Annotated in this window: 3 protein-coding genes; all 3 read right to left on the bottom strand. The window is 76.5% G+C overall.

Annotated features, from left to right (window positions below):
• Positions 1-5 precede the first annotated feature (5 nt).
• Positions 6-18,581 (bottom strand): non-ribosomal peptide synthase/polyketide synthase, encoded by an 18,576-nt coding sequence (locus GL259_RS33660; protein ID WP_159537040.1) that lies wholly within the window; start codon positions 18,579-18,581, stop codon positions 6-8.
• Positions 18,582-18,713: 132 nt separating this feature from the next.
• Positions 18,714-20,063, bottom strand: a complete 1,350-nt coding sequence (locus GL259_RS33655; protein ID WP_159537039.1) for a serine hydrolase domain-containing protein — start codon at positions 20,061-20,063, stop codon at positions 18,714-18,716.
• A gap of 87 nt (positions 20,064-20,150) precedes the next feature.
• A complete protein-coding gene (locus GL259_RS33650; protein WP_159537038.1) occupies positions 20,151-21,359 on the bottom strand; it encodes a cytochrome P450 in 1,209 nt (402 codons plus the stop codon).
• Between the last annotated feature and the right edge of the window lie 435 nt (positions 21,360-21,794).

The following is a 21,794-nucleotide window of genomic DNA, read 5'->3' as shown; positions in this document are numbered from 1 at the left end:
GGTCCTCACCGTTCTTCGTGGTCGCTGTCGCCGCGTGCGGCGTCTTCGAGTTCGCTCAGCACCTGTTCCTCCACCAGGTCCGCCAGGGCGGCGACGGTGCGGTTGACCAGGACGTCGCGGGGCGTGAGGGTCACGCCGAAGGTGTCGTTGGCGCGGGAGGCGATCTGCAGGGCGCGCAGGGAGTCGCCGCCCAGGGCGAAGAAGTCGTCCTCCGCGCCCACGGTGGTCCGGAGGATCTCCTCCCACAGGGCGGCGACCGCCTCCTCCGTGGGCGTGCGGGGCGGTACGTGCCCGGCGGTCCTCTCCGGCGCGTCCGGGCCGGGCGCGGGCAGCGCGGCCCGGTCGGTCTTGCCGTTCTCCGTGAGCGGGAACCGGTCCAGCGTCACGAACGCCGAGGGCACCATGGGGCCGGGCAGGGTGCGGGCGGCGAAGGCCCGCAGCTCCGCGCCGGCGGGCGGTTCGGCGCCGGGCGCGACGAGCAGGTGGGCCACCAGGCGCGGCAGCCCCGGTTCGTCCTCCCGCACGCTCACCACGGCGTCCAGCACCGCGGGGTGGCGCACCAGGGTCGCCTCGACCTCGCCGGCCTCGATGCGGTGGCCGCGCAGCTTGAGCTGGTGGTCGGTGCGCCCGAGGTAGTGCAGTTCGCCGCGGGCGTCGCGGCGGACCAGGTCGCCGGTGCGGTACATGCGGGTGCCGGGCGGGCCGAAGGGGTCGGCGGTGAAGCGGGCCGCCGTCAGGCCGGGCCGGCCCAGGTAGCCGCGGGCCAGGGCCGGTCCGGCGAGCCACAGCTCGCCGGGCACGCCGTCGGGGACGGGACGCAGGCGCGCGTCGAGGACGTAGGCGCCGGTGGCGGGCAGCGCGCGGCCGATGGGCGGCGCGGAGCCGTCCGGTTCCAGCGGGTCGGACCAGGTGGCGACGACGGTCGCCTCGGTGGGCCCGTAGGAGTTGACCATGCGGTGGTGCGGTGCCCAGCGGGCGACCAGTTCGGCCCGGCAGGCGTCCGCGCCGACGATCAGGGTGCGCAGCTCGGGCAGGGTGCCGGGGGTGTCCGGCGGGAGGGTGGCGAGCGCGGCGGGCGGCAGCAGGGTGTGGGTGATGCGCGAGGTGCGCAGCACGTCCGCCAGTTCGGCGCCGAGCAGCGGGCCGGGCGGCGGTACGACGAGGGCCGCGCCGCTCGGCAGGGACATGCACAGCTCCAGCACGGAGGCGTCGAAGCTGGGCGTGGCGAAGGCCAGGACCCGGTCCCCGGCCCGCACCCGGTAGTGCGCGGCCTCGGCGGCGGCGAAGCCGGCCAGTCCGCGGTGGGTGACGACGACGCCCTTGGGGGTGCCGGTGGAGCCGGAGGTGTAGATGACGTACGCCGGGTCGTCGAGGTCCAGCGGGCGGACGCGGTCGGCGTCGGTGGGCCGGTGGTCCGGGACGCCGCCCGGCGGGGCCGCGAGCAGGCCGGCGACCTCCTCGGCGGTGAGGGTGACGGCGGGATCCGCGTCGCGCAGCATCAGAGCGACCCGCTCGGCCGGGTAGCCCGGGTCCACCGGCAGGAAGGCGGCGCCCGCCTTGGCCACGGCGAGCTGGGCGAGGACCATGTCCGCCGAGCGCGGCAGCACGAGGGCCACGAGGTCGCCCGGCCCGGCCCCGCGGGCGATGAGCCGGTGCGCGAGCCGGTTGGCGCGTGTCTCCGCCTCGCCGAAGGTCAGCGTCGACTCCCCCGTGTCGAGGGCGGTCCCCTCGGGCCACCGGTCGGCCGCGGCCTCGAACAGCGCGGGCAGCGTCGCCGGGGGCACCGGCGGCAGCTGCGGGCGCGCGGGGCCGTGCAGCAGCCGGTGCCGTTCGCCGGGCGGCAGTACGTCGAGGGCGTGCAGCGGCACCCGGTCACCGGACGCGGCGAGGGCGGACAGGGCGTGCATCAGCCGGGCGGACAGGGCCTCGGCCGTGGTCTCCTCGAAGTACCGGGGGTCGTAGCCGAGTTCCACGCTCAGCTCGTCGCCGGGCGAGATCACCACGGTGAGCGGGTAGTTGGTCGCCTCGCGGGCGTCGAGGTCCCGGATGCGCACGCCGTGCGCGCCCGCGGTGGCGTCGCCCACGGGGTAGTTCTCGAAGACCAGCAGGCTGTCGAACAGGGAGGTCCCGGGAGGCAGTTCGCTCCACTGGTGCAGGTCCGTCAGCGGCACGTGGTCGAAGCGCCGGTCCTCCGCGCGGGCGGCCTGGAGTTCCCGCAGCCACGCGGCGCACGGCGCGGACTCGTCCACGGCGACCCGCGCGGGCAGGGTGGTGATGAACAGGCCGGTGATCGTGTCCGCGCCCGGCAGGTCGGCGGGCCGGCCGGAGACGGTGGTGCCGAAGCACACCTCCCGCTCGCCCGCGAGCCGCGCCAGCAGCAGCGCCCAGGCGCCCTGCACCAGGGTGTTGAGGGTGAGCCGGTGGCGGCGGGCGAAGTCCGTCAGCCGGGCCGTGGCGTCGGCGCCGAGCCGCCGGGACAGCCACGTCCCCGACCGGGCGGCGGCGCCCGGGGCGGGCCTGCGGTCGTACGGGAGCGGGGTGGGCGCGGCGTAGCCGGCGAGGGCGGCCTTCCAGTGCTCCTCGGCGGCTGCGGCGTCACGGCCGGCCAGCCAGGCGGCGTAGTCCGCGAAGGGCCGCCGCCGCGGCAGCCGCGGCTCGCCGCCGGCGGCGAGCGCGGCGTGCGCGGCCATCACGTCGCCCAGCACGTGGAAGACGCTCCACCCGTCCAGCAGGACGTGGTGGAAGGTCCACACCACGCGCACCTCGTCCGGGCCGAGCCGGATCAGGGTGACGCGCAGCAGCGGGGGGCGGTCCAGGTCGATGCCGCGGGCGCGGTCCTCGTCGAGCAGCCGCCGCAGCCCGGTGTCCCGCCGCGCCGGGTCCAGGCCGCTCCAGTCGAGCGTGGTGACGGGCAGGGTGACGCGGCGGTGCACGGTCTGGAGGGGTGCCGGGACCCCGCGCAGGGCCACGGCGGTGCGCAGCACGGGGGTCCGGTCGACGACGTGCTGCCAGGCGGCGGCCAGCAGCCGGGGCTCGCGCACGCCGTCCGCGACGAAGGTGATCTGCTCGGTGTACAGGCCCTCACCGGGCTCGTCCATGCCGTGCACGACCATGCCGGTCTGCGTGGGGGTGAGGGGGTAGACGTCCGTCACGTCGCGCCCGTCGCCGACGAGCCGGTCGACGGCCGCCTGGTCCAGGGCGGCCAGCGGGAAGTCCGACGGGGTGCGGCCGCCCGCGCCCGGCTCGGCGCAGTGCCGGACGATCCTGCGCAGTTCCTCCGCCGTCTCCCGCGCGAGGCGGGCGACGGTGTCGCGGCGGTGCACCCGCCGGGAGTACGACCAGGTGAACTCCAGCCGCTTGTCGGTGACCCGGCCGAGGACGTCGATGAGGTGCGGCCGGTCCGCCGAGCGGTCCATGTCGCCGGTCAGCCCGCCGTGGGGCGCGCGCAGCAGGCCGCCCTCGGACGCGTTCCAGTCCTGCTGCCCCAGGTAGTTGAAGCCGACCTGCGGCAGTTCCGGCAGTTCGCGTCCCGCCGTGGGGTGCAGGTGGCGCAGCGCGCCGTAGCCCACTCCCCCGCGCGGCACGGCCCGCAGGTTCTCCTTGACCGTCTTCAGCGCGGCGCCGAGGCCGGCGTCGCGGGGCACGTCGAGGCCCACGGGGAACATGGTGGTGAACCAGCCGACGGTGCGGGCGAGGTCGACGTCGTCGAAGAGGTCCTCGCGGCCGTGGCCCTCCAGCGCGACCACCACCCGGTCCTGTCCCGTCCAGCGGGCCAGGACCCGGCCGAGGGCGCACAGCAGGACGTCGTTGACGCGGGTGCGGTAGGCGTCGGGGACGTCCTTCAGGAGCCGGCGGGTGTCCTCGTCGTCGAGGCCCACCGTCACCGTCTCCTCGTCGGCGGCGGTGTTGCCGCCGGTGAGGTCGGTCGGCAGGGCGGTGGGACGCAGGCCGCTCCAGTGCGCGATCTCGTCGTCGAAGCCGCCGTCGGCGGTGTGCGCGGCCAGGCGCCGGGCCCAGGTGCGGAAGGAGGTCGTCTTCGGGCCCAGGTCCGGGACGGTGCCGGTGCGCAGGGCCCGGTAGGCCGCGTCGAGGTCCTCCAGGACCACCCGCCAGGACACCGCGTCGACGACCAGGTGGTGGGCGGCCAGCAGCAGGACGGGCGGCCGGTGGTCGTCCGGGCGGCACAGCGCGGCCTTGAGCAGCGGCCCCCGTGCCAGGTCGAATCCGGAGCACAGGCGGGCGGCCACCGCGTCCGGCGCCTCGGACGCGTCGTGCACCTCGAGGTGCGGCGCGGCGCCGGGCGGGGTGCCGTACTGGCGCCACCGTCCGCCGCCGGCCGGTTCGCAGCGCATGCGCAGCGCGTCGTGCCGCTCCAGCACCGCCGCGAGGGCGGCGCGCAGCAGCGCCTCGTCGGTGTCGGACGCCAGCTCGAAGGAGACCGCCTGGGTGAGGCGGGCCGGATCGCCGGTGAGGGTGTCGAACAGCCAGTGCTGTACGGGGGTCAGCGGGACGTCCCCGGCCACCGGGCCCTGTTCGGCCGCGGCCGTCGGCGCGGCCGGGACCTCCTCGGCCGCCGCGGCCAGTTCGGCGACCGTCTGGTGCCGGAAGAGGTGCCGGGGCGTCAGCGCGAGTCCGGCCCGGCGTGCGGCGGAGACGATCTGGATGCCGAGGACGGAGTCGCCGCCGAGCGCGAAGTAGTTGTCCGTCGCGCCCACGTCGGGCACGCCCAGCACCTCGGACCAGATCGCGGCGAGCGTCCGCTCGGTGGCGGTCCGCGGCGGCCGGCCGCCCTCCGCGGCGGCGGCCGCGGACCACACCGGTTCGGGCAGGGCCCGCCGGTCCAGCTTGCCGGTGGCGCCCAGCGGCAGCCGCTCCAGCTCCACCACGACCGCCGGGACCAGGTGGTCGGGCAGCGTCCGGGCGAGGAAGGCGCGCAGGTCGGCCGGTGCCGGGGCGTCGCCGGCGCGGGGCACGGCGTAGCCCACGAGGCGCTTGTGGCCGTCGTGTTCCACGACCCGGGCGGCGGCCGCGGCCACCCGCGGGTGCCGGGCCAGGGCGGCCTCCACCTCGCCGAGCTCGATGCGGAAGCCGCGCACCTTCACCTGGTCGTCGGTCCGGCCGAGGTACAGCAGGTCGCCGCCGGCCGTCCAGCGGACCAGGTCGCCGGTGCGGTACATGCGGCCGCCGGGCGGGCCGTAGGGGTCGGCGAGGAAGCGGGACGCGGTCAGGCCGGGCCGGTTCAGGTAGCCGCGGGCCACGCCGGTCCCGGCGAGGTACAGCTCGCCGGGCGCCCCGACGGGCACGGGGCGCAGGCGGGCGTCCAGGACGTAGGCGCGGGCGCCGCCGACGGGCCGGCCGATGGGCGGGACCCGGTCGGGTTCCGCCGGGTCGCAGGTGAAGGCGGTGGCGTAGACGGTGGCCTCGGTGGGTCCGTAGATGTTCATGACCCGGCAGCCGGGGACCGTCTCGCGCACCTGGCGGACGGCGCGGGCGGGCAGCGCCTCGCCGGCCAGGACGACGGTGTCGGCCGTGACGCGCACGGTGTCCTCGGCGAGCAGGCGGGTGAGGGCGGAGGGGACGGCGCTGAGCAGTCCCGCCCGCCACGGTCCGGGCCGCTCGGCCAGGGCCAGCAGGTCGCGGACGACCTCGACGTGGCCGCCCGCCAGCAGCGGCGTGAGGATCTCGAACACCGACACGTCGAAGTTGAGCGAGGTGGAGGCCACCACGTGGGAGAGCCCGCGGCCGGTGAACTCGGCGGCGGCCCAGTCGGCCAGCGCCACCACCGAGGCGTGCGGGACGACGACGCCCTTGGGCCGGCCGGTGGAGCCGGAGGTGTGGATGACGTAGGCGGGGTGGCCCGGCAGCAGCCCGCCGCGCCGCTCGCCGTCGCCGACAGCGGCGGCGGACGCGGCGGCCAGCCGCGCGGCGCAGGCCGGGTCGTCCAGGGCGATCCGCGCGTACGGGCCGTCCGGCAGCCGCGCGGAGGTCTCCGCACAGGTGATCACCGCGTCGGGACGGACGTCCTCGAAGAGGAACGCGATGCGCTCCGCCGGGTGGCCGGGGTCGACCGGGAGGTAGGCGGCGCCGCTCTTGAGGACCGCGAGGAGCGCCACGATCAGGTCGGCGGTGCGGGGCAGGGCCAGCGCGACGAACCGCTCCGGTCCGGCCCCGGCCTCGATCAGGAGGCGGGCCAGCCGGTTGGCGCGCTCGTCGAGCTGCCGGTACGTGAGGCGCTCGGCGCCGGCGGTCACGGCCGGGGCGCCGGGGGTGCGGGCGGCCTGGGCCGCGAAGGCGTCCGGGAGGGTGCGGCGCGGCGGACTCGTCACCGGTCCCGCGAGGCGGTCCAGCAGGCGGCGTCCGTCGTCCGGGCCGAGCGCCGGGAGGTCGGCCAGGCGGCGGCCGGGGTCGGCCGCGATCCGCGTCAGCAGGGCGCGCAGGCCCGCGCCGAGTCCTTCGACGGTGGCGGCGTCGAAGGCCGCCGGGTCGTAGTCCAGGGACACCGTCACGTCGTCGCCGGGGGCGACGACCACGCTGAGCGGGTAGTTGGTCGGCTCCAGGTCGCGTTCCTGCTCGACGGTGATCCCGTGCCGGGCCAGGGCGCCCTCGTCGAACGGGTAGTTCTCGAAGACGACGATGCTGTCGAACAGGCTGGTGCCGCCGGGCACCTCGCTCCAGGTCTGCAGCTGGGCGAGGGAGACGAAGTCGTGGCGCCGGGCCTCCGACTGGGCGGACTGCACCTCGCGCAGCCACTCCAGCAGGGGGCGCTCGCCGTCGATCCGCAGCCGGGTGGGCAGGGTGTTGATGAACAGGCCCACCATGGACTCGACGCCGGGCAGGTCGGCCGGGCGGCCGGACACGGTCGTGCCGAAGACGACGTCCGCGCCGCCGCCGTAGTGGTGCAGCAGCAGCCCCCAGGCGCCCTGGAGGACCGTGTTGACGGTCAGCCCGGCCCGCTGTGCGGTCTCCTTCAGCCGCGCCGACACCTCCCGCCCGAGGGCCACCCGGACCGTCCCCGACGAGGACGTGCGGTGGGCCTCCGCGGGCCGGCGGTCGCGCGGCAGTTCGGTGGGGACGGCGAAACCGGCGAGGGTCTCGCGCCAGTGGCGCTCCGCCCGGCCGGTGTCCCGGGCGGCCAGCCACCGCAGGTAGTCGGCGAAGGGCGCCCGGTCGGGCACCTGCGGGCGGCGTCCGGAGGTCAGGGCCGCGTACCGCTCGCACACCTCGTCGAACACCTGGGCGGCGCTCCAGCCGTCGAGCAGGACGTGGTGGAACGTCCACACCATGCGCACCCGGTCCGGGGCCAGGCGGATCAGCGCGAGCCGCGTGAGCGGGGCCGCGCCCAGGTCGATCCCGGTCTGCCGGTCGGCCTCCAGCAGCGCCCCCATGTCCCGCGCGCACTCCTCGGCGGGCCGTCCGGACCAGTCGTGGTGGGTGACGGGCACGACGGCCCGCCGCTCCACCACCTGGAGGGGTTCGGCCGTCTCCTGCCACACCAGGCGGGTGCGCAGGATCGGGTTCGCGTCCGCCGTGCGCTGCCACGCCTCGGCGAGCGCGTGCGGGTCGGTGACGCCGTGCAGCACCACCTGCACCTGGTTCACGTAGGTGCGCCCCTGGGGGTCCATGAGGCTGTGGAACAGCATGCCCGCCTGCATCGGCGTCAGCGGGTACACGTCCTCGACCGCGCGTCCGTCCCCCACGACCCGGTCGACGGCGGCCTGGTCGAGGCGGGCCAGCGGGAAGTCCGAGGGCGTGCGGCCGCCAGCGTCCGGGGCGGCGCAGTGCGCGACGATCTCCTCCAGCGACCGCAGCATGCCCCCGGCGAGGGAGGCGACCGTCTCCTCGCGGTGGCGTCCGCCGCTGTAGTGCCAGGTGATCTCCAGCTCGTCGTCCTCGACGCGGGCCACCACGTCCAGCAGGTGCGGGCGCGGCGCCCCGGGGTCCTCGGCGCCGTCCAGGCCGCCGGGGACCGCCCGGACCAGCGCGCCGTCGCCGGCCGACCAGTCGAACCGGCCCAGGTAGTTGAAGCTGATGCCGGGCAGCGGCGCGGCGGCGAGCCGCTCGTCGCCCGCCAGGTGGCGCAGGACGCCGTGGCCGACGCCCCGGTCGGGTACGGCCCGCAGCTGTTCCTTCACCGACTTCAGGGCGGCGCCCCAGTCCCCCTCGGGCAGTTCGAGGGCCACGGGGAAGAGGCTGGTGAACCAGCCGACCGTGCGGGACAGGTCGAGGTCGTCGAAGAGGTGGTCCTCGCGGCCGTGCCCCTCCAGTCCCACGGCGACGGTGCGGCGGCCGGTCCAGTCGGCCAGCACGCGGCCGAGGGCGGTCAGCAGGACGTCGTCGACGCGGGTGCGGTAGACGCCGGGGACCCTGCGCAGGAGGTCGTCGGTCCGCCGTCGGTCGAGGCGCACGGTCACCGCGCGCAGGTCGGCGACGGTGTTGCCGCCGTCGAGGTCCACCGGCAGCGGGTCGGCGCAGTGCCGCGACACGGCCTCCCAGTGGGCGCGCTGCGCGGCGAGGTCACCCTCGCCGGCACGCCGGGTGAGCCGCCGCACCCACTCCCGCACGGACGTCGTGCGCTGCGGCAGCCGTGTGCGCCCGCCGGCCCGGGCCTGCCGGTAGGCGGTCTCGAGGTCCTCCAGCAGGACGCGCCAGGAGACGCCGTCGACGATCAGGTGGTGGGCGGTCAGCAGCAGGCGCGGGGCCCGGTCCCCGCCGGTGAACAGCCGGGCGGCGATCAGCGGGCCGGTGTCCAGCCGGAATCCGGTGTGCGCCTCCCGCGAGAGGCGGGCCTCGGCCTCCTCGGCGGCCCGCGCGTCGAGACCGTCCAGGTCGTGCACCCGCAGCAGCCGGGGGGCCTCCGTGTCCGGGGCGGCGTACTCCTGGCGCCAGGTCCCGTCCGCGGTGCGGGTGAAGCGGGCGCGCAGGGCGTCGTGGTGGGCCCACAGCGCGGTCAGGGCGGCGTCCAGCGCGTCGGTGTCCACGTCCCCGTCCGTCTCGGCGACCACGGACTGGTTGAAGTACTCCGGGCGCGGCGGCTCGGCGTCGAGGAACCAGCGCTGGATCGGGGTGAGCCCGACCTCGCCGGTCACCGGGCCGGTGTCCGCCACCGTGCGGGCGGCGCCGGTCGCGGCGGTGGCCAGGGCGGCGAGCACGGGGTGCCGGAACAGGTCCCTCGGGGTCAGCGCGAGCCCCGCGGTGCGGGCGCGGGAGACGACCTGGATGCTGACGATGGAGTCGCCGCCCAGCATGAAGAAGTTGTCGTCGGCGCCGACCCGTTCCACGCCGAGGAGTTCGGCCCAGATGCCGGCGAGCACCCGCTCGGCGTCGGTGCGCGGCGCGCGGTAGGCGGCGTCGCCCGCCGCCGACGGATCGGGGTCGGGCAGGCGCCGCCGGTCGACCTTGCCGTTCGCGGTCAGCGGCAGCTCCGGCACGGTGACGAACGCGGCCGGGACCATGTAGTCGGGCAGTTCGCCGGACAGGCTCTCGCGCAGCCCGGCCGCCGGCGGCACGGCCGCGCCGGGAGCGGGCACCAGGTGGGCGACCAGGAGCTTGCGCCCGGCGTGCCGCGACACCGACACCACCGCCTCGGCGACCGCCGGGTGCGCGGTGAGCCGGGCCTCGATCTCGGCGGGTTCGACGCGGAAGCCGCGGATCTTGATCTGGTCGTCGGCGCGTCCCACGAAGTGCAGTTCGCCGTCGGCGCTCCAGCGCACGATGTCGCCGGTGCGGTACATCCGTCCGCCGGGCGGGCCGAACGGGTCGGCCAGGTAGCGGGCCGCCGTCGCGCCGGGGCGCCCGGCGTAGCCGCGGGCCAGTCCGGCGCCCGCGAGGTACAGCTCCCCGGGGACGCCCGGGGGCTGCGGCTGGAGCGCGCCGTCCAGGACGTAGGCGCGGGTGTCGTCCAGGGGGCGGCCGATGGGCAGGGCCGCGGGCAGCGCGTCACCGGCGCGGAAGACCCGCCGGGTGGCGAAGGTGGTGGTCTCGGTCGGGCCGTAGACGTCGACGACGGTGAGGTCCGGGCAGGCGTCCAGCACGCGCCGCACGGCGGAGCCGGGCACGGCCTCGCCGCCGGTCCACACCTCGCGTGCGCCGCGCAGGCAGGCGGGGTCCTCCTGGGCGAGGAGGCGGAACAGGCCCACCGTCAGGAACAGGCAGCTCACCCCCTGTCCGGTGATCGCGCGGCGCACGGTGGCGGCCTCGAGGTCCCCCGGCGGGGCGAGCACGGCCGTGCCGCCGCGCAGCAGCGGCACCCACAGCTCGTAGGTGGAGGCGTCGAAGGCGTGCGGGGAGTGCACGAGGACCCGGTCGTGGGCGGCGAAGGCGCGGTCGAGGGCGAGCGCCGCGACGTCCCGCTGCCGCACCGCCACGCCCTTGGGGGTGCCGGTGGAGCCGGACGTGAACATGAGGTACTGGACGTGGTCCGGGTCCACCGCGGGCGTCGTGCCGGACGCGGGGGCGCCGGCGGTGTCGCCGTCCGGCCGCAGCACCACGCCGTCCGGCAGCAGGGCGGCGGCGGTCTCCTCCCAGGCGCCGTCCGTGAGCAGCAGACCGGCGCCGGCTTCTTCGAGCATCGTGCGCAGCCGCTCGCGCGGCGCCCTGCCGTCGAGCGGGACGTACACGCCGCCGAGGCGGGCGAGGGCGACCTGGGTGACGACGAGGCCGGCCGAGCGGTCCATCAGGACGCCGACGGGTACCTCCGGGCGGACCCCGAGCGCGGCCAGCCGGCCGGCCAGTGCCCCGGCCCGGTCGTCCAGTTCGCGGTAGGTGAGCCGTTCGTCGCCGGCCAGCAGCGCGACGGCGTCGGGGGTGCGCCCCACCTGCGCGGCGAACAGGTCCGCGGTGGTCGCCGCGGGAGCACCGGTGGCGGTGTCGTTCCACGCGTGGAGCACCTGTGCGCGCCGGGCGGCCGTCAGCAGGGGCAGGCGGGCGGGCGCGCTGCGCGGTGCGGCGGCGAAGCCCTCCAGCAGCACGGTGAGGTACTCGGCCATCCGCTCGACGGTGGCGGCGTCGAAGAGGTCCGGGTCGTAGCCGAGGCGCAGGGCGAGCTCCGTGCCGGGGTAGGCGACCAGGCCGAGCGGGTAGTTGGTGGTCTCGATGCCGTCCAGGCCGCTGAGCCGCAGTCCGTGCGCGGCGGCGAGGTCGTCGTCGACCGGGTAGTTCTCGAACACCACGATGCTGTCGAACAGGGCGGCGCGTTCGGGCAGCGCGGTGAACGCCTTCATCCGGTGCAGCGGCACGTGGTCGTGGCGGCGGTCCTCGCTCTGCTCCTGCTGGAGCCGGGCCAGCCAGGCGAGCAGCGTTCCCTCCCGCGGCACGTGCACGCGGGTGGGCAGGGTCGCGATGAACAGGCCGTTCATGGCGTCGGCCCCGGGCAGCTCGGGCGGCCGGCCGGAGACGGTGGTGCCGAAGACCACCTCGTCACGGCCCGCCTGGCGGCTCAGCAGCAGCGCCCAGGCGCCCTGCACGAGGGTGTTCACGGTCAGGCCCGCCGTCCTGGCCAGGCCCTCCAGGGCCCGGGTGGTGGCCTCGGGCACCGTGACGTGCACGGCCCGCGTGGACTCCGCGCGGTGGCTTTCGCGCGGTTCGCGGTCGAAGGGCAGCGCGGTGGTCTCGTCCAGGCCGTCCAGGCGGGTCCGCCAGTGCCGTTCGGCCTCGTCCCGGTCGGCGCGGCCCCGCAGCCAGGCGACGTAGTCGCGGAAGGGCCGGCGGTCGGGCAGCGGGACGTCCGCGGCGCCCGCCAGGCCGGCGTGGCACGCGAAGACGTCGGAGAGGACCTGGAACAGGCTCCAGCCGTCCAGGATCAGGTGGTCGAAGGACCACACCACGCGGACCGCGCGGTCACGGACACGGGCCAGCACCAGGCGCTGGAGCGGCGCGCGCGTCAGGTCGACGCCGCGGGCGCGGTCGCCCTCGAGCAGGTCGCGCAGCCGCCGGTCCCGCTCGGCGTCGGACAGGCCGCGCCAGTCCGTCAGCTCCACCGGCACGGCCGCCCGGCGCTGCACCACGAGGAGCGGCTCGGGCACGTCCTGCCAGACCACGCGGGCGCGCAGCACCGGCGTGCGGTCCGTGACCCGCTGCCAGGCGTCCGCCAGCACGGCCGGGTCCTCCACGCCGTCCAGGACGAACGTCAGCTGCTGGAAGTACACGCCGCGGTCGTCCTGCGAGAGCCGGTGGAAGAGCATGCCGGCCTGGGTGGGCGTGAGGGGGTGGACGTCCTCCAGGCCGGCGGGGTCCCCGGCCGCGATCCGGTCGACCTGCGTCTGGTCGAGCCGGACCAGCGGGAAGTCCGAGGGGGTGCGTCCGGCGGCGCCGGGCCGGGCCGCGTGGCGGGCGAGGCCGGCCAGCGCGTCGGCGAACCGCCCGGCGAGGTCCTCGACGGTCTCCCGCCGGTGCAGCCCGTCCGAGTAGAACCAGGTGAACTCCAGGCCGTCGCCGTCCAGCAGCCCCACGACCTCCAGGGCGTGCGGGCGCGGCGCCGAGGGGTCGGCGTCCAGTTCCAGCGGGCGGAGCGGCCCGCCGTACAGCCCTTCGGAGGTCCCGGAGAGCCCGAAGCGGCCCAGGTAGTTGAAGCTGATCTGCGCGGTGGTCGCCGGGAGCGGTGCGGCGTCGCGGCCCGGCAGGGTCAGGGCGCCGTGGCCGAGGCCGTGCCGGGGCACCGCGCGCAGTTGCTCCTTGACCTGCTTGAGCACGGCGTCCCAGTGCGCCCCGGGCGGGACGGCGAGGGCGACGGGGTGGCGGGTGGTGAACCAGCCGACGGTGCGGCTGGTGTCGACGTCGTCGAACAGTTCCTCCCGGCCGTGTCCCTCGACGTCCACCAGCACCCGGTCGTGGCCCGTCCAGCCGCACAGCACCCGGCCGAGGGCGGCGAGCAGGACGTCGTTGGCCCGGGTGCGGTAGGTCTCGGGCAGGGTGCGCAGCAGCGCTCGGGTGTCCTCGGGCCCGAGGCGCACCGTCACCGAGCGCTGGGAGGCGTAGGTGTTGGCGCCCGTCCGGTCCGTCGGCAGGGCGGCGCGGGCGTCTTCGGTCACCCGCGCCCAGTACGCCTTCTCGTCGTCGAATCCGCCGGCGGCGGCGTGCGCGGCGAGGCGCTCGGCCCAGTGCCGCAGCGGGGACGACTTCGGGGGCAGGGCCGCCGCTCCGTCCCGGCCGGCGCGGCGGGCGCGGTAGGCGCGGTCGAGGTCCTCGAGCAGCAGGCGCCAGGAGACCCCGTCGACGACGAGGTGGTGGACGGCCAGGTGCAGGGCGTGCGGCCGTCCGGGGCCCCGGTCGTGCAGCACGGCGCGCAGCAGCGGGCCGTGGCGCAGGTCGTGGGGGCCGAGGTGCGGGGTGTCGGTGTCCGGACCGGTGTGGCGCGCGAGGCGGCAGCGGGCGGCCGGGCCGTCGATCAGCCACCGCACGCCCTCCTCGTCGGTGAGGAAGCGGGAGCGCAGGGCGTCGTGGTGGGCGATCACGTCGTTGAGGGCGTCCTCGAGCGCGGTCGCGTCGACGCCGGCGCGCAGTTCCACCGAGAGCGTCTGGCCGAAGTGCCCGGCCCGCTCGGCGGCGTTGCCGAAGAGCCAGTGCTGGATGGGCGTCAGCGGCGCGGGGCCGGTCGCCTCGACGGGCGCGGACGCGGCGGCGGGCCGGCGGCTTCCCGCCTCGTCGGCGCGGCGGGCCAGGGCGGCGACCGTCTGGTGCCGGTAGACGTCCCGGGAGGTGATGGTGAGGCCCGCCTGCCGCGCCCGGGCGACGACCTGGATGCTGAGGATGGAGTCGCCCCCCAGCGCGAAGAAGTTGTCGTCCGCTCCGACCCGCTCCAGGTGCAGGACCTCGGCCCAGACGGCGGCGAGGGTCCGTTCGGTGGGCGTGCGGGGCGCGACGTGGCGTACGGCGGTTTCCGCGGGCGCGGGGTCGGGGAGCCGGGCGCGGTCCAGTTTGCCGTTGGGGTTGAGCGGCAGCTCGGGCAGCACCACGACGGCCGCGGGGACCATGTAGTCGGGCAGGGTGCGCCCGAGTTCGCGGCGCACCGCCTCCGGTTCCACGTGGGCGCCGGGGGCGGGGACGACGTATCCGGCCAGGCGGCGGTGGCCGTCGCCGTCGCGGACGGTCGCGGCGGCCTCGGCGACGCCCGTGCAGCGGCGCAGGGCCTCCTCGACCTCGCCCAGTTCGATGCGGAAGCCGCGCACCTTGACCTGCTGGTCGGTGCGGCCGAGGTACTCGAGCCGGCCGTCGGCGCTCCAGCGCACCAGGTCGCCCGTGCGGTACATGCGGTCGCCGGGGGCGCCGAACGGGTCGGCGACGAAACGCGCGGCGGTCAGGCCGGGCCGGTTCAGGTAGCCGCGGGCCAGTCCGCCGCCGCCGAGGTACAGCTCGCCGATGACGCCCGGGGGCTGGGGGCGCAGCAGGCGGTCCAGCACGTAGGCGCGGGTGCGGGCGACGGGACGGCCGATGGGCGGGGCCTGGTCGGGGACGGTGCCGTCGGCGAACCAGGCGGTGGCGTAGACGGTGGCCTCGGTCGGCCCGTAGAGGTTCGCCACCTGGGCCGAGGGCATGGCGTCCCTGATGTCCCGCACGGTCCGGGCGGGCAGGGCCTCGCCGGCCAGGACGACGGTGTCCGCCTCGACGGCGCCGTCGCCGCCGAGCACGCGGGAGAGGACGGACGGGACGCCGCTGAGGAGTCCGGCCCGGCGCGGGCCGGAGCCGTCGGCGAGGGCGGGGAGGTCGGCGACCACCTCGACGCTGCCGCCGGCCAGCAGGGGGCACAGCAGCTCGAAGACGGACACGTCGAAGTTGAGCGAGGTGGACGCGACGACGTGGGCCAGCCCGCGCGGGCCGAACGTCTCCCCGGCCCAGGCGGCCAGCGCGGCCACGCTGCGGTGGGTGACGACCACGCCCTTGGGGCGGCCGGTGGAGCCGGAGGTGTAGATGACGTAGGCGGGGTGGGACGGATCGAGCGGCCGGGTCCGGTCGGCGTCGGTCGGATCGGCGTCGGACGGTCCGATGTCCTCGGTGTCCTCGGCGTCCTCGAGGAACAGCGGCTCGCAGTCGTCGGGGAGCGCGTGGGCGGTCTCACGGGTGGCGACGACGAGGGAGGGGGCCGCGTCGGCGAGCATGAAGCGGATCCGCTCGGCCGGGTAACCGGGATCGACGGGCAGGTACCCGGCGCCCGACTTCAGGACGGCCCACAGCGCCGGCAGCAGGTCGGCGGAGCGCGGCAGGCACAGCGCCACCAGGGACTCCGGGCCCGCGCCGCGCGCCGTCAGCAGCCGGGCGAGCCGGTTGGCGCGCCGGTTCAGCCCGGCGTAGTCCAGCCGGACCCCGCCGCAGGTCACGGCGGTCCGGTCGGGGGTGCGGGCCGCCTGCGCCTCGAACAGCGCCGGGAGCGTGGCGCCGTCGGCGCGGTCGCCCGCCGTCGCGGGCGGGTTCCAGGAGTCGAGGAGCGTGCGCCGCTCGTCGTCCGACAGCAGCGGCAGCTCGGCCAGCGTCCGGTGCGGGCCGCCCGCCATGCCCTCCAGCAGGCGGTGCAGCTGGCGGCTCATCCGGGCCGCGGTCGCCGCCTCGAACAGGTCGGTGTTGTACTCGACCGTCAGCTCGCAGTCGCCGTCGCCGCGCGGGGCGAACTCCAGCACGAGGTCGAAGCGGGCGGCCGGGCGGGGCAGCGGATGCTCCTCGATCCGCACCCCGGCCGCCAGCGGCGGCCGGGCGGGCGCCGTCTGCTGCACCACCAGCACCTGCACCAGCGGAGTACGGCTGGGGTCCCTCGGCGGGGCCAGTTCCTCGACCACCCGGTCGAACGGCACGCCGTCGTGCGCGAAGGCGTCCAGCACGGTCGTGCGCATGGACTCCACGAACCGGTCGACCGTGACGGCGTCGTCGACCTCGCCGCGCAGCACGACGGTGTTGGCGAAGAAGCCCGTCACGTCCTCCAGTTCGCGGCGGTCCCGCCCGTTGGTGACGGTCCCGAACGCCACGTCCCGCTGCCCGGAGTAGCGGGAGAACAGCACGGCCGCCGCCCCGGCGAACAGCGTGAAGACGGTCGCGCCGCGGCCCTGGGCCAGCTGCCGCAGCCGGTCCACCAGGTGCTTCGGGAGGGTGTGGCGGTGTGCCGCGCCCGCGGTGGTGCGCACCGCCGGCCGGGGCCGGTCGGTGGGCAGGTCGAGCTGCTGCAGGCCGGCCAGGTGGCGCTTCCAGTAGCGGAGGTCGTCGGCGTCCGCGTCGCCGGTGAGCCGTTCGTGCTCCCACAGGGCGAAGTCCGGGTACTGCACGCCCGGCAGGGGGAGGCCGTCCGGTTCGCCGCAGGCCTCCGCGTGGTAGAGCGCCGCCAGGTCCCGGGTCAGGACGCCGACCGACCAGCCGTCGGTGACGATGTGGTGCTGGGCCAGCAGCAGGACGTGGTCCCCGGGTGCGCGGCGGACGAGCAGCGCCCGGGTCAGGGGTCCGGCCGTCAGATCGTGGGGGCGGCGCAGTTCCTCGGTCAGCAGGCGTTCGACGGCCTCGTCCCGCCGACCGGCGGGCAGGTGCTCGACGCCGGCCGTGCGCAGGGGCAGCACCGCCTCGGGGGCGACCAGCTGGACGCCCTGGCCGTCGACGGTGGCGAAGGTGGTGCGCAGGGAGTCGTGGCGGGCGGCGAGCCGGTCCAGGGCGCGTCGCAGGGCCTGCGCGTCGAGCGGGCCGCGCAGCCGCAGCGCCACACCGGTGTTGTACTCGGCTGCGCCGTCGGTGAGGTCGTCGAGGAACCACAGGCGCCGCTGGGCGCCGGAGAGCGGGACGGGCTCTCCGCGCGGGGCGGGGGGGATCGGGTCCGGCGGCACGGCGGTGGACGGGTCCGCGGCCAGCGGGGCGAGCGCGGCCACGGTCCGTGCGGTGAACACGTCGCGCAGGGAGAGCCGGACGCCGAGGGCTTCCCGGATCCGCGTCAGGGTGCGGGCGGCGAGGATCGAGTCGCCGCCCAGGTCGAAGAAGTCGTCGGTGACGCCGACGGTGCCGACGCCGAGGACGTCGGCCCAGATCGCGGCCAGGGCCCGCTCGTCGTCGGTGCGCGGCTCGACGCGCTCCTCGGTCCGCGTGCCGCCGGGAGCGGGCAGGGCCCGCAGGTCGACCTTGTGCTGCGGGGTGAGGGGCAGCGCGTCCAGGACGACGACGGCGGAGGGCACCATGTGGGCCGGCAGGGCGGCGGCGAGGGCGGCACGCAGCCGGGCGGGCTCGGGTCTGCGGGCCGGGTCGGCGGGGGTGACGTAGCCGACGAGCCGGCCGCGGGCGGGTTCCTCGTCGCGGACCACGACGACGGCCTCGCGGACGCCGGGTTCGCGGGTCAGCGCGGCTTCGATCTCGCCGGGCTCGATGCGGAAGCCGCGCACCTTGACCTGCCGGTCGGCCCGGCCGAGGAACTCCAGCTCGCCGTCCGCCCTGCGGCGCACCCGGTCGCCGGTGCGGTAGAGGCGGGTGCCGGGCGGCCCGAAGGGGTGGGCGACGAACCGGGTCGCGGTCAGGCCCGGGCGGCCGAGGTAGCCGCGGGCCAGTCCGTCGCCGCCCACGTACAGCTCGCCCTCGGCGCCGGGCGGCACCGGGCGCAGCGCCGCGTCCAGGACGTGGGCCTCGGTGCCGGGCAGCGGGCTGCCGATGGCCGGTGTGCCGGTGCCGGGGGTCAGCGGGCCGGTCCAGGTGGCGACGACGGTGGCCTCGGTCGGCCCGTAGGAGTTGATCATGCGGCGGCCGGGGGCCCACCGGTCGACGAGCGCGGCCGGGCACGCCTCGGCGCCGACGATCAGGGTGCGCAGGTGCGGCGCGCCTCCGCTGTCCGCCGGGTCGGGCAGGGTGGAGAGGGCGGCGGGGGGTATGAGGGCGTGGGTGATGCGGTGCTCGTCCAGGACGGCGGCCAGCTCGTCGCCCAGCCAGGGCCCGTCCGGCGGTACGACCAGCAGGGCGCCGGACAGGACGGATGCGCACAGCTCCAGGACGGAGGCGTCGAAGCTGGGTGAGGAGAACTGCAGCACGCGGTCGCCCGGGCCGACGGCGTACCGCTCGGCGGCGGCCGCGGCGAAGGCGCCGATGCCGCGGTGGGTGACGGTGACGCCCTTGGGGGTACCGGTGGAGCCGGAGGTGAAGATGACGTACGCGGCGTGGTCGGGGAGCACCCGGCTCCCGGGCGGGTCGGCCTCCCCCTCCTCGGCGTCCAGCAGCGCGCGGACCCGGTCCGGGTCGTCCAGGACGACGGCCGGTGCGGCGTCGGCGAGCATCAGGGCGCGCCGTTCGGCCGGGTAGGCGGGGTCCACGGGGAGGAAGGCGGCACCGGCCAGGGCCACGGCCAGCTCGGCGGCGATCAGTTCCATCGAGCGCGGCAGGACCAGCGCCACCGTCCGCTCCGGCCCGGCGCCGCTGCCGACGAGGTGGGCGGCGAGACGGCCGGCCCGTCGCGCGAGTTCCCCGTACGACCAGGTGCGCCGGCCGTCGGTCACCGCGGGGGCGTGCGGGTCGCGCGTCACCCACCCGGTGAACAGCTCACCGAGCGGGACGTGACGGGTGGCGTGGTCCGTGCGGGCCGGTAAGGGGGTGCCGGCCGGTGCGGAGGCGGGCGCGGCGGGGCGCTGGGCGTGCAGGTCCGTCATCGGGGTGAAGTCCTTCGGGCGTGGGGCGGCGCGCGGACCCGCCGCACCGGTCTCGGGCGGTCTGCGGTCACACCTCGGCGGTGCGGGGGTCCGTGCGTACGGGGCGGGTGCGTGGCGCGGGCGCGGGCCCGGTCAGACGGTGCCGGTGCGGCGCGCGGTGCGCCCGGATATCTGCAGGCGGTCGATGGCCCCGGTGGCGGGGTCGCGGTGGAACCGGCCGCCGGGCTCGTGCCGGCCCGTCGCCGGGTCGACCAGGTCGCAGGACAGGTCCGGGTAGCACACCAGCGGGATGGGACAGTCGCCGTCGACGGACAGGGTCGGCACGCCGTCCCCGTCGAGTTTGACCGTGTACTCGGTGCCCCCGTTGCGGTAGGTGCCGGCGCACTCCGGCAGCGGTACGGCGGGGCCGCGGCGGGCGGTGGCCGGGGCGGCCGGCACGCGTATGCCGGTGAGCCGGAGGAGGTCGGCGGCGAGGTCCCGCCACAGGGCGGTGGCGCCGCCGGAGTTGCCGGTGAAGGCGACGACCACGCCGCTGTCCGGCTCCGCCCGCAGATGGCAGGAGGTTCCCTGGGCGTTCCCGTCGTGGCCGCACCACACGCGGCCGTCCTGCTCGAAGAGGGCCGGGCCCAGGCCCCAGGAGTCCGCCAGGGCACCGGGGTCGGCGGCCGGTTCGGGGCGGCGCATCAGGGCGGCGGCGGACGCGGGCAGGACGGTGGACCGGCCGACGAGGGCCCTTCCCAGGGCCATCAGGTCCTCGGCGCTCGCCAGCAGGGCTCCGGCCGGAGCCTCCACCGGGGCGAGGTTCTGGCGGGCCGGGCGCACCAGGCCCGTGGCCGTGTTGCGGGCGTGGCCGGCGGCGGCCGGCCGCGCGGGGGCGGCGTCGCCGAGGAAGGCGGGGACGATGTCCAGCGGTTCGAGGAGGAGTGCCCGCACCGCTTCCTGCCAGGTCATGCCGGTCACTTCGGACACGAGCCGGCCGGCGGCGACGTAGCCGGCGTTGGAGTAGGAGAAGCCGGTTCCCGGCGTGAACAGGGCGTACTGCGCGGTGCAGACGGCCGAGAGGTAGCGCGCGGCGGTGGCGCCGGCGGCGCTGTCGGAGTCGGGCCCGGTGGGCAGGCCGGCGGTGTGACTGAGCAGGTGACGCACCGTCACCTCGGGTAACGGCCCGAACTCGGGCAGCAGTTCGGCGACGGGCTCGTCGAGGCCGAGGTCTCCGTCCTCGACGAGGAGCAGCACGGCGGCGGCCGTGCCGAGCTTGGTGACGGAGCCCAGGGGTACGGCCGTGTCCGCGGTGAACGGCGTTCCCGTCAGGGCGTCGGCCGTACCGGTGTGCACGCTGAGGGTGTGCGTGCCGGTGTGGACGGCCAGTTGGGCGCCGGGGACGCGGTGGGCGTGCGCGAGGAGGTCGAGCCGGCTCTGCAGTTCCCGGTGCAGCGGGGACGATGTCCGGTCGGTGGCCGGAGCGACGGTGGAGTAGGGCATGGGGAGGTGACTCCTGGTGGGGACGGGTGCGGGGAGGGAACGCGGCCGGCCCCGGGTGAGCGGTGGGGCATGCGCGCGTCGGCGGCGTCACGGTCTGGTGACGGCGATCGGCAGGTGGCGTACGCCGACGATGACGGCCGGGTTCTGGTACGCGACGTCGTCGTAGGAGGGGACCGTGATACTGGGGAAACGTTCCATCAGCATATGCAGCGCGATCCGTGCCTCCAGCCGGGCCAGAGGTGCGCCGAAGCAGAAGTGGATGCCGTGGCCGAAGGTCAGGTGGGGGTTCGGGCTGCGGGTCACGTCGAAGACGTCCGGAGCCGTGAAGCGGGAGGGGTCACGGTTGGCGGCGCCCAGGTGTGCCGTCAACAGGGTGTCGGCCGGGATCTCGTGGCCGCCGAGCAGCACCGGGCGGGTGGTGCGCCGCCCCAGTTCGGGGAAGGGCGGCAGCCAGCGCAGCACCTCCTCCACGGCGTCCGGCAGCCGGCCCGGGTCCTCACGCAGTGCGTCGAGGGCACCGGGGTGCCGGTCGAAGGTGACCACGGCGTTGCCGAGCAGCGCGGTGGTGGTGATGTGCCCGGCGACCAGCAGCAGGGCGACGAATCCGACGATCTCCTCGTCCGCCAGGCGCGCTCCGTCCACCTCGGCGGTGAGGAGTCTGCTGGTGAGGTCGTCCCCCGGGTGGGCGCGGCAGCGCCGGATGTGGTCCAGCACGTAGCCGTTCATCTCGCGCACGGTCGGGGCGATGGCCTCCAGCGCCCGTTCCAGGTCGGCCATGTCGAGGCTGTCGCCGAGCTGGTCGCCGCCGAAGAGGGTGCCGGCCCACTCCTGGAACAGTCTGTGGTCGTCGGCGGGGACGCCGAGGAGTTCGGCGATCACGATGATCGGCAGGGGGTAGGCGAGGGTGTCGACCAGGTCGAACCGGTCGCGGTCGGCGACCCCGTCGAGCAGGCGCGCGCACACGGCCTCGATGCGCGGTGCGAGCCCCTGGACCACTCTCGGGGTGAAGGCCTGGCTCACCAGGGTGCGGAGTTTGCGGTGTTCCGGCGGGTCCATGCCGACGAAGTTGCCCTGCCGGAAGGCCTCGAAGTCCTGCTGGGTGGGGGTGATCGACGTGAGGTCGGAGGAGTACGTCGCCGGGTCGGCGAGAACGGCGGAGACCGTCCGGTGGTCCACGACACGCCACTGCCCCTGCCCTTCGTCGTAGGTCACGGGGCCCGCCTCGCGCAAGGACCGCCACTGGTCGGGTAACGCCTCCAGGGGGGATCCGGTCGCGGTCGGTTGTGTGCTGGTCACCGTTTCTCCTTGGATGAGGACACGCGGGCACGACGGAGCTGCGGGTTCGCCGGGCGGGAAGCCGTGGCTGTCACGGGTGTGGTCAACGGGTGCGGCACACGCGGCAGCCTTCGCTCCGCGTCAGGTGGCCGATCCGTGGTCGGGCCGGGCCGGTCGCCGCTCGGAAGCGTCCGCCCGTCCTCCCCTCACGGAGTGCCGGTGACCTCCCGGGGCGTCAACAGACCCGGGGGCAGGTGCCGTACGGAGGGGCGGCGGTTCCGAGCGGTCCGGGCGTCCGGCGCACGGCCGGCCGACCCGCACGCCCGCGACCCGGCGACACACGCCTCGGGCACCAAGCAGACATCACCCATCCCCCAGCGACTTCTCCCGCGCAGCGGCCCGCGCAGGACTCCCCTGTCCCATGATGTAGTGCTTTGCGCGCCAAAAAGACGCTTC

The organism is Streptomyces sp. Tu 3180 (assembly GCF_009852415.1).
Taxonomy (GTDB): Bacteria; Actinomycetota; Actinomycetes; order Streptomycetales; family Streptomycetaceae; genus Streptomyces.
The sequence above is the reverse complement of the archived record's forward strand: the minus strand, read 5'-3'. Positions and strand labels throughout refer to the sequence as shown.

Excerpts from the sequence above, each read along its gene's own strand:
- GL259_RS33660 (WP_159537040.1), bottom strand. The coding sequence starts at position 18,581 with ATGACGGACCTGCACGCCCAGCGCCCCGCCGCGCCCGCCTCCGCACCG.
- GL259_RS33655 (WP_159537039.1), bottom strand. The coding sequence starts at position 20,063 with ATGCCCTACTCCACCGTCGCTCCGGCCACCGACCGGACATCGTCCCCG.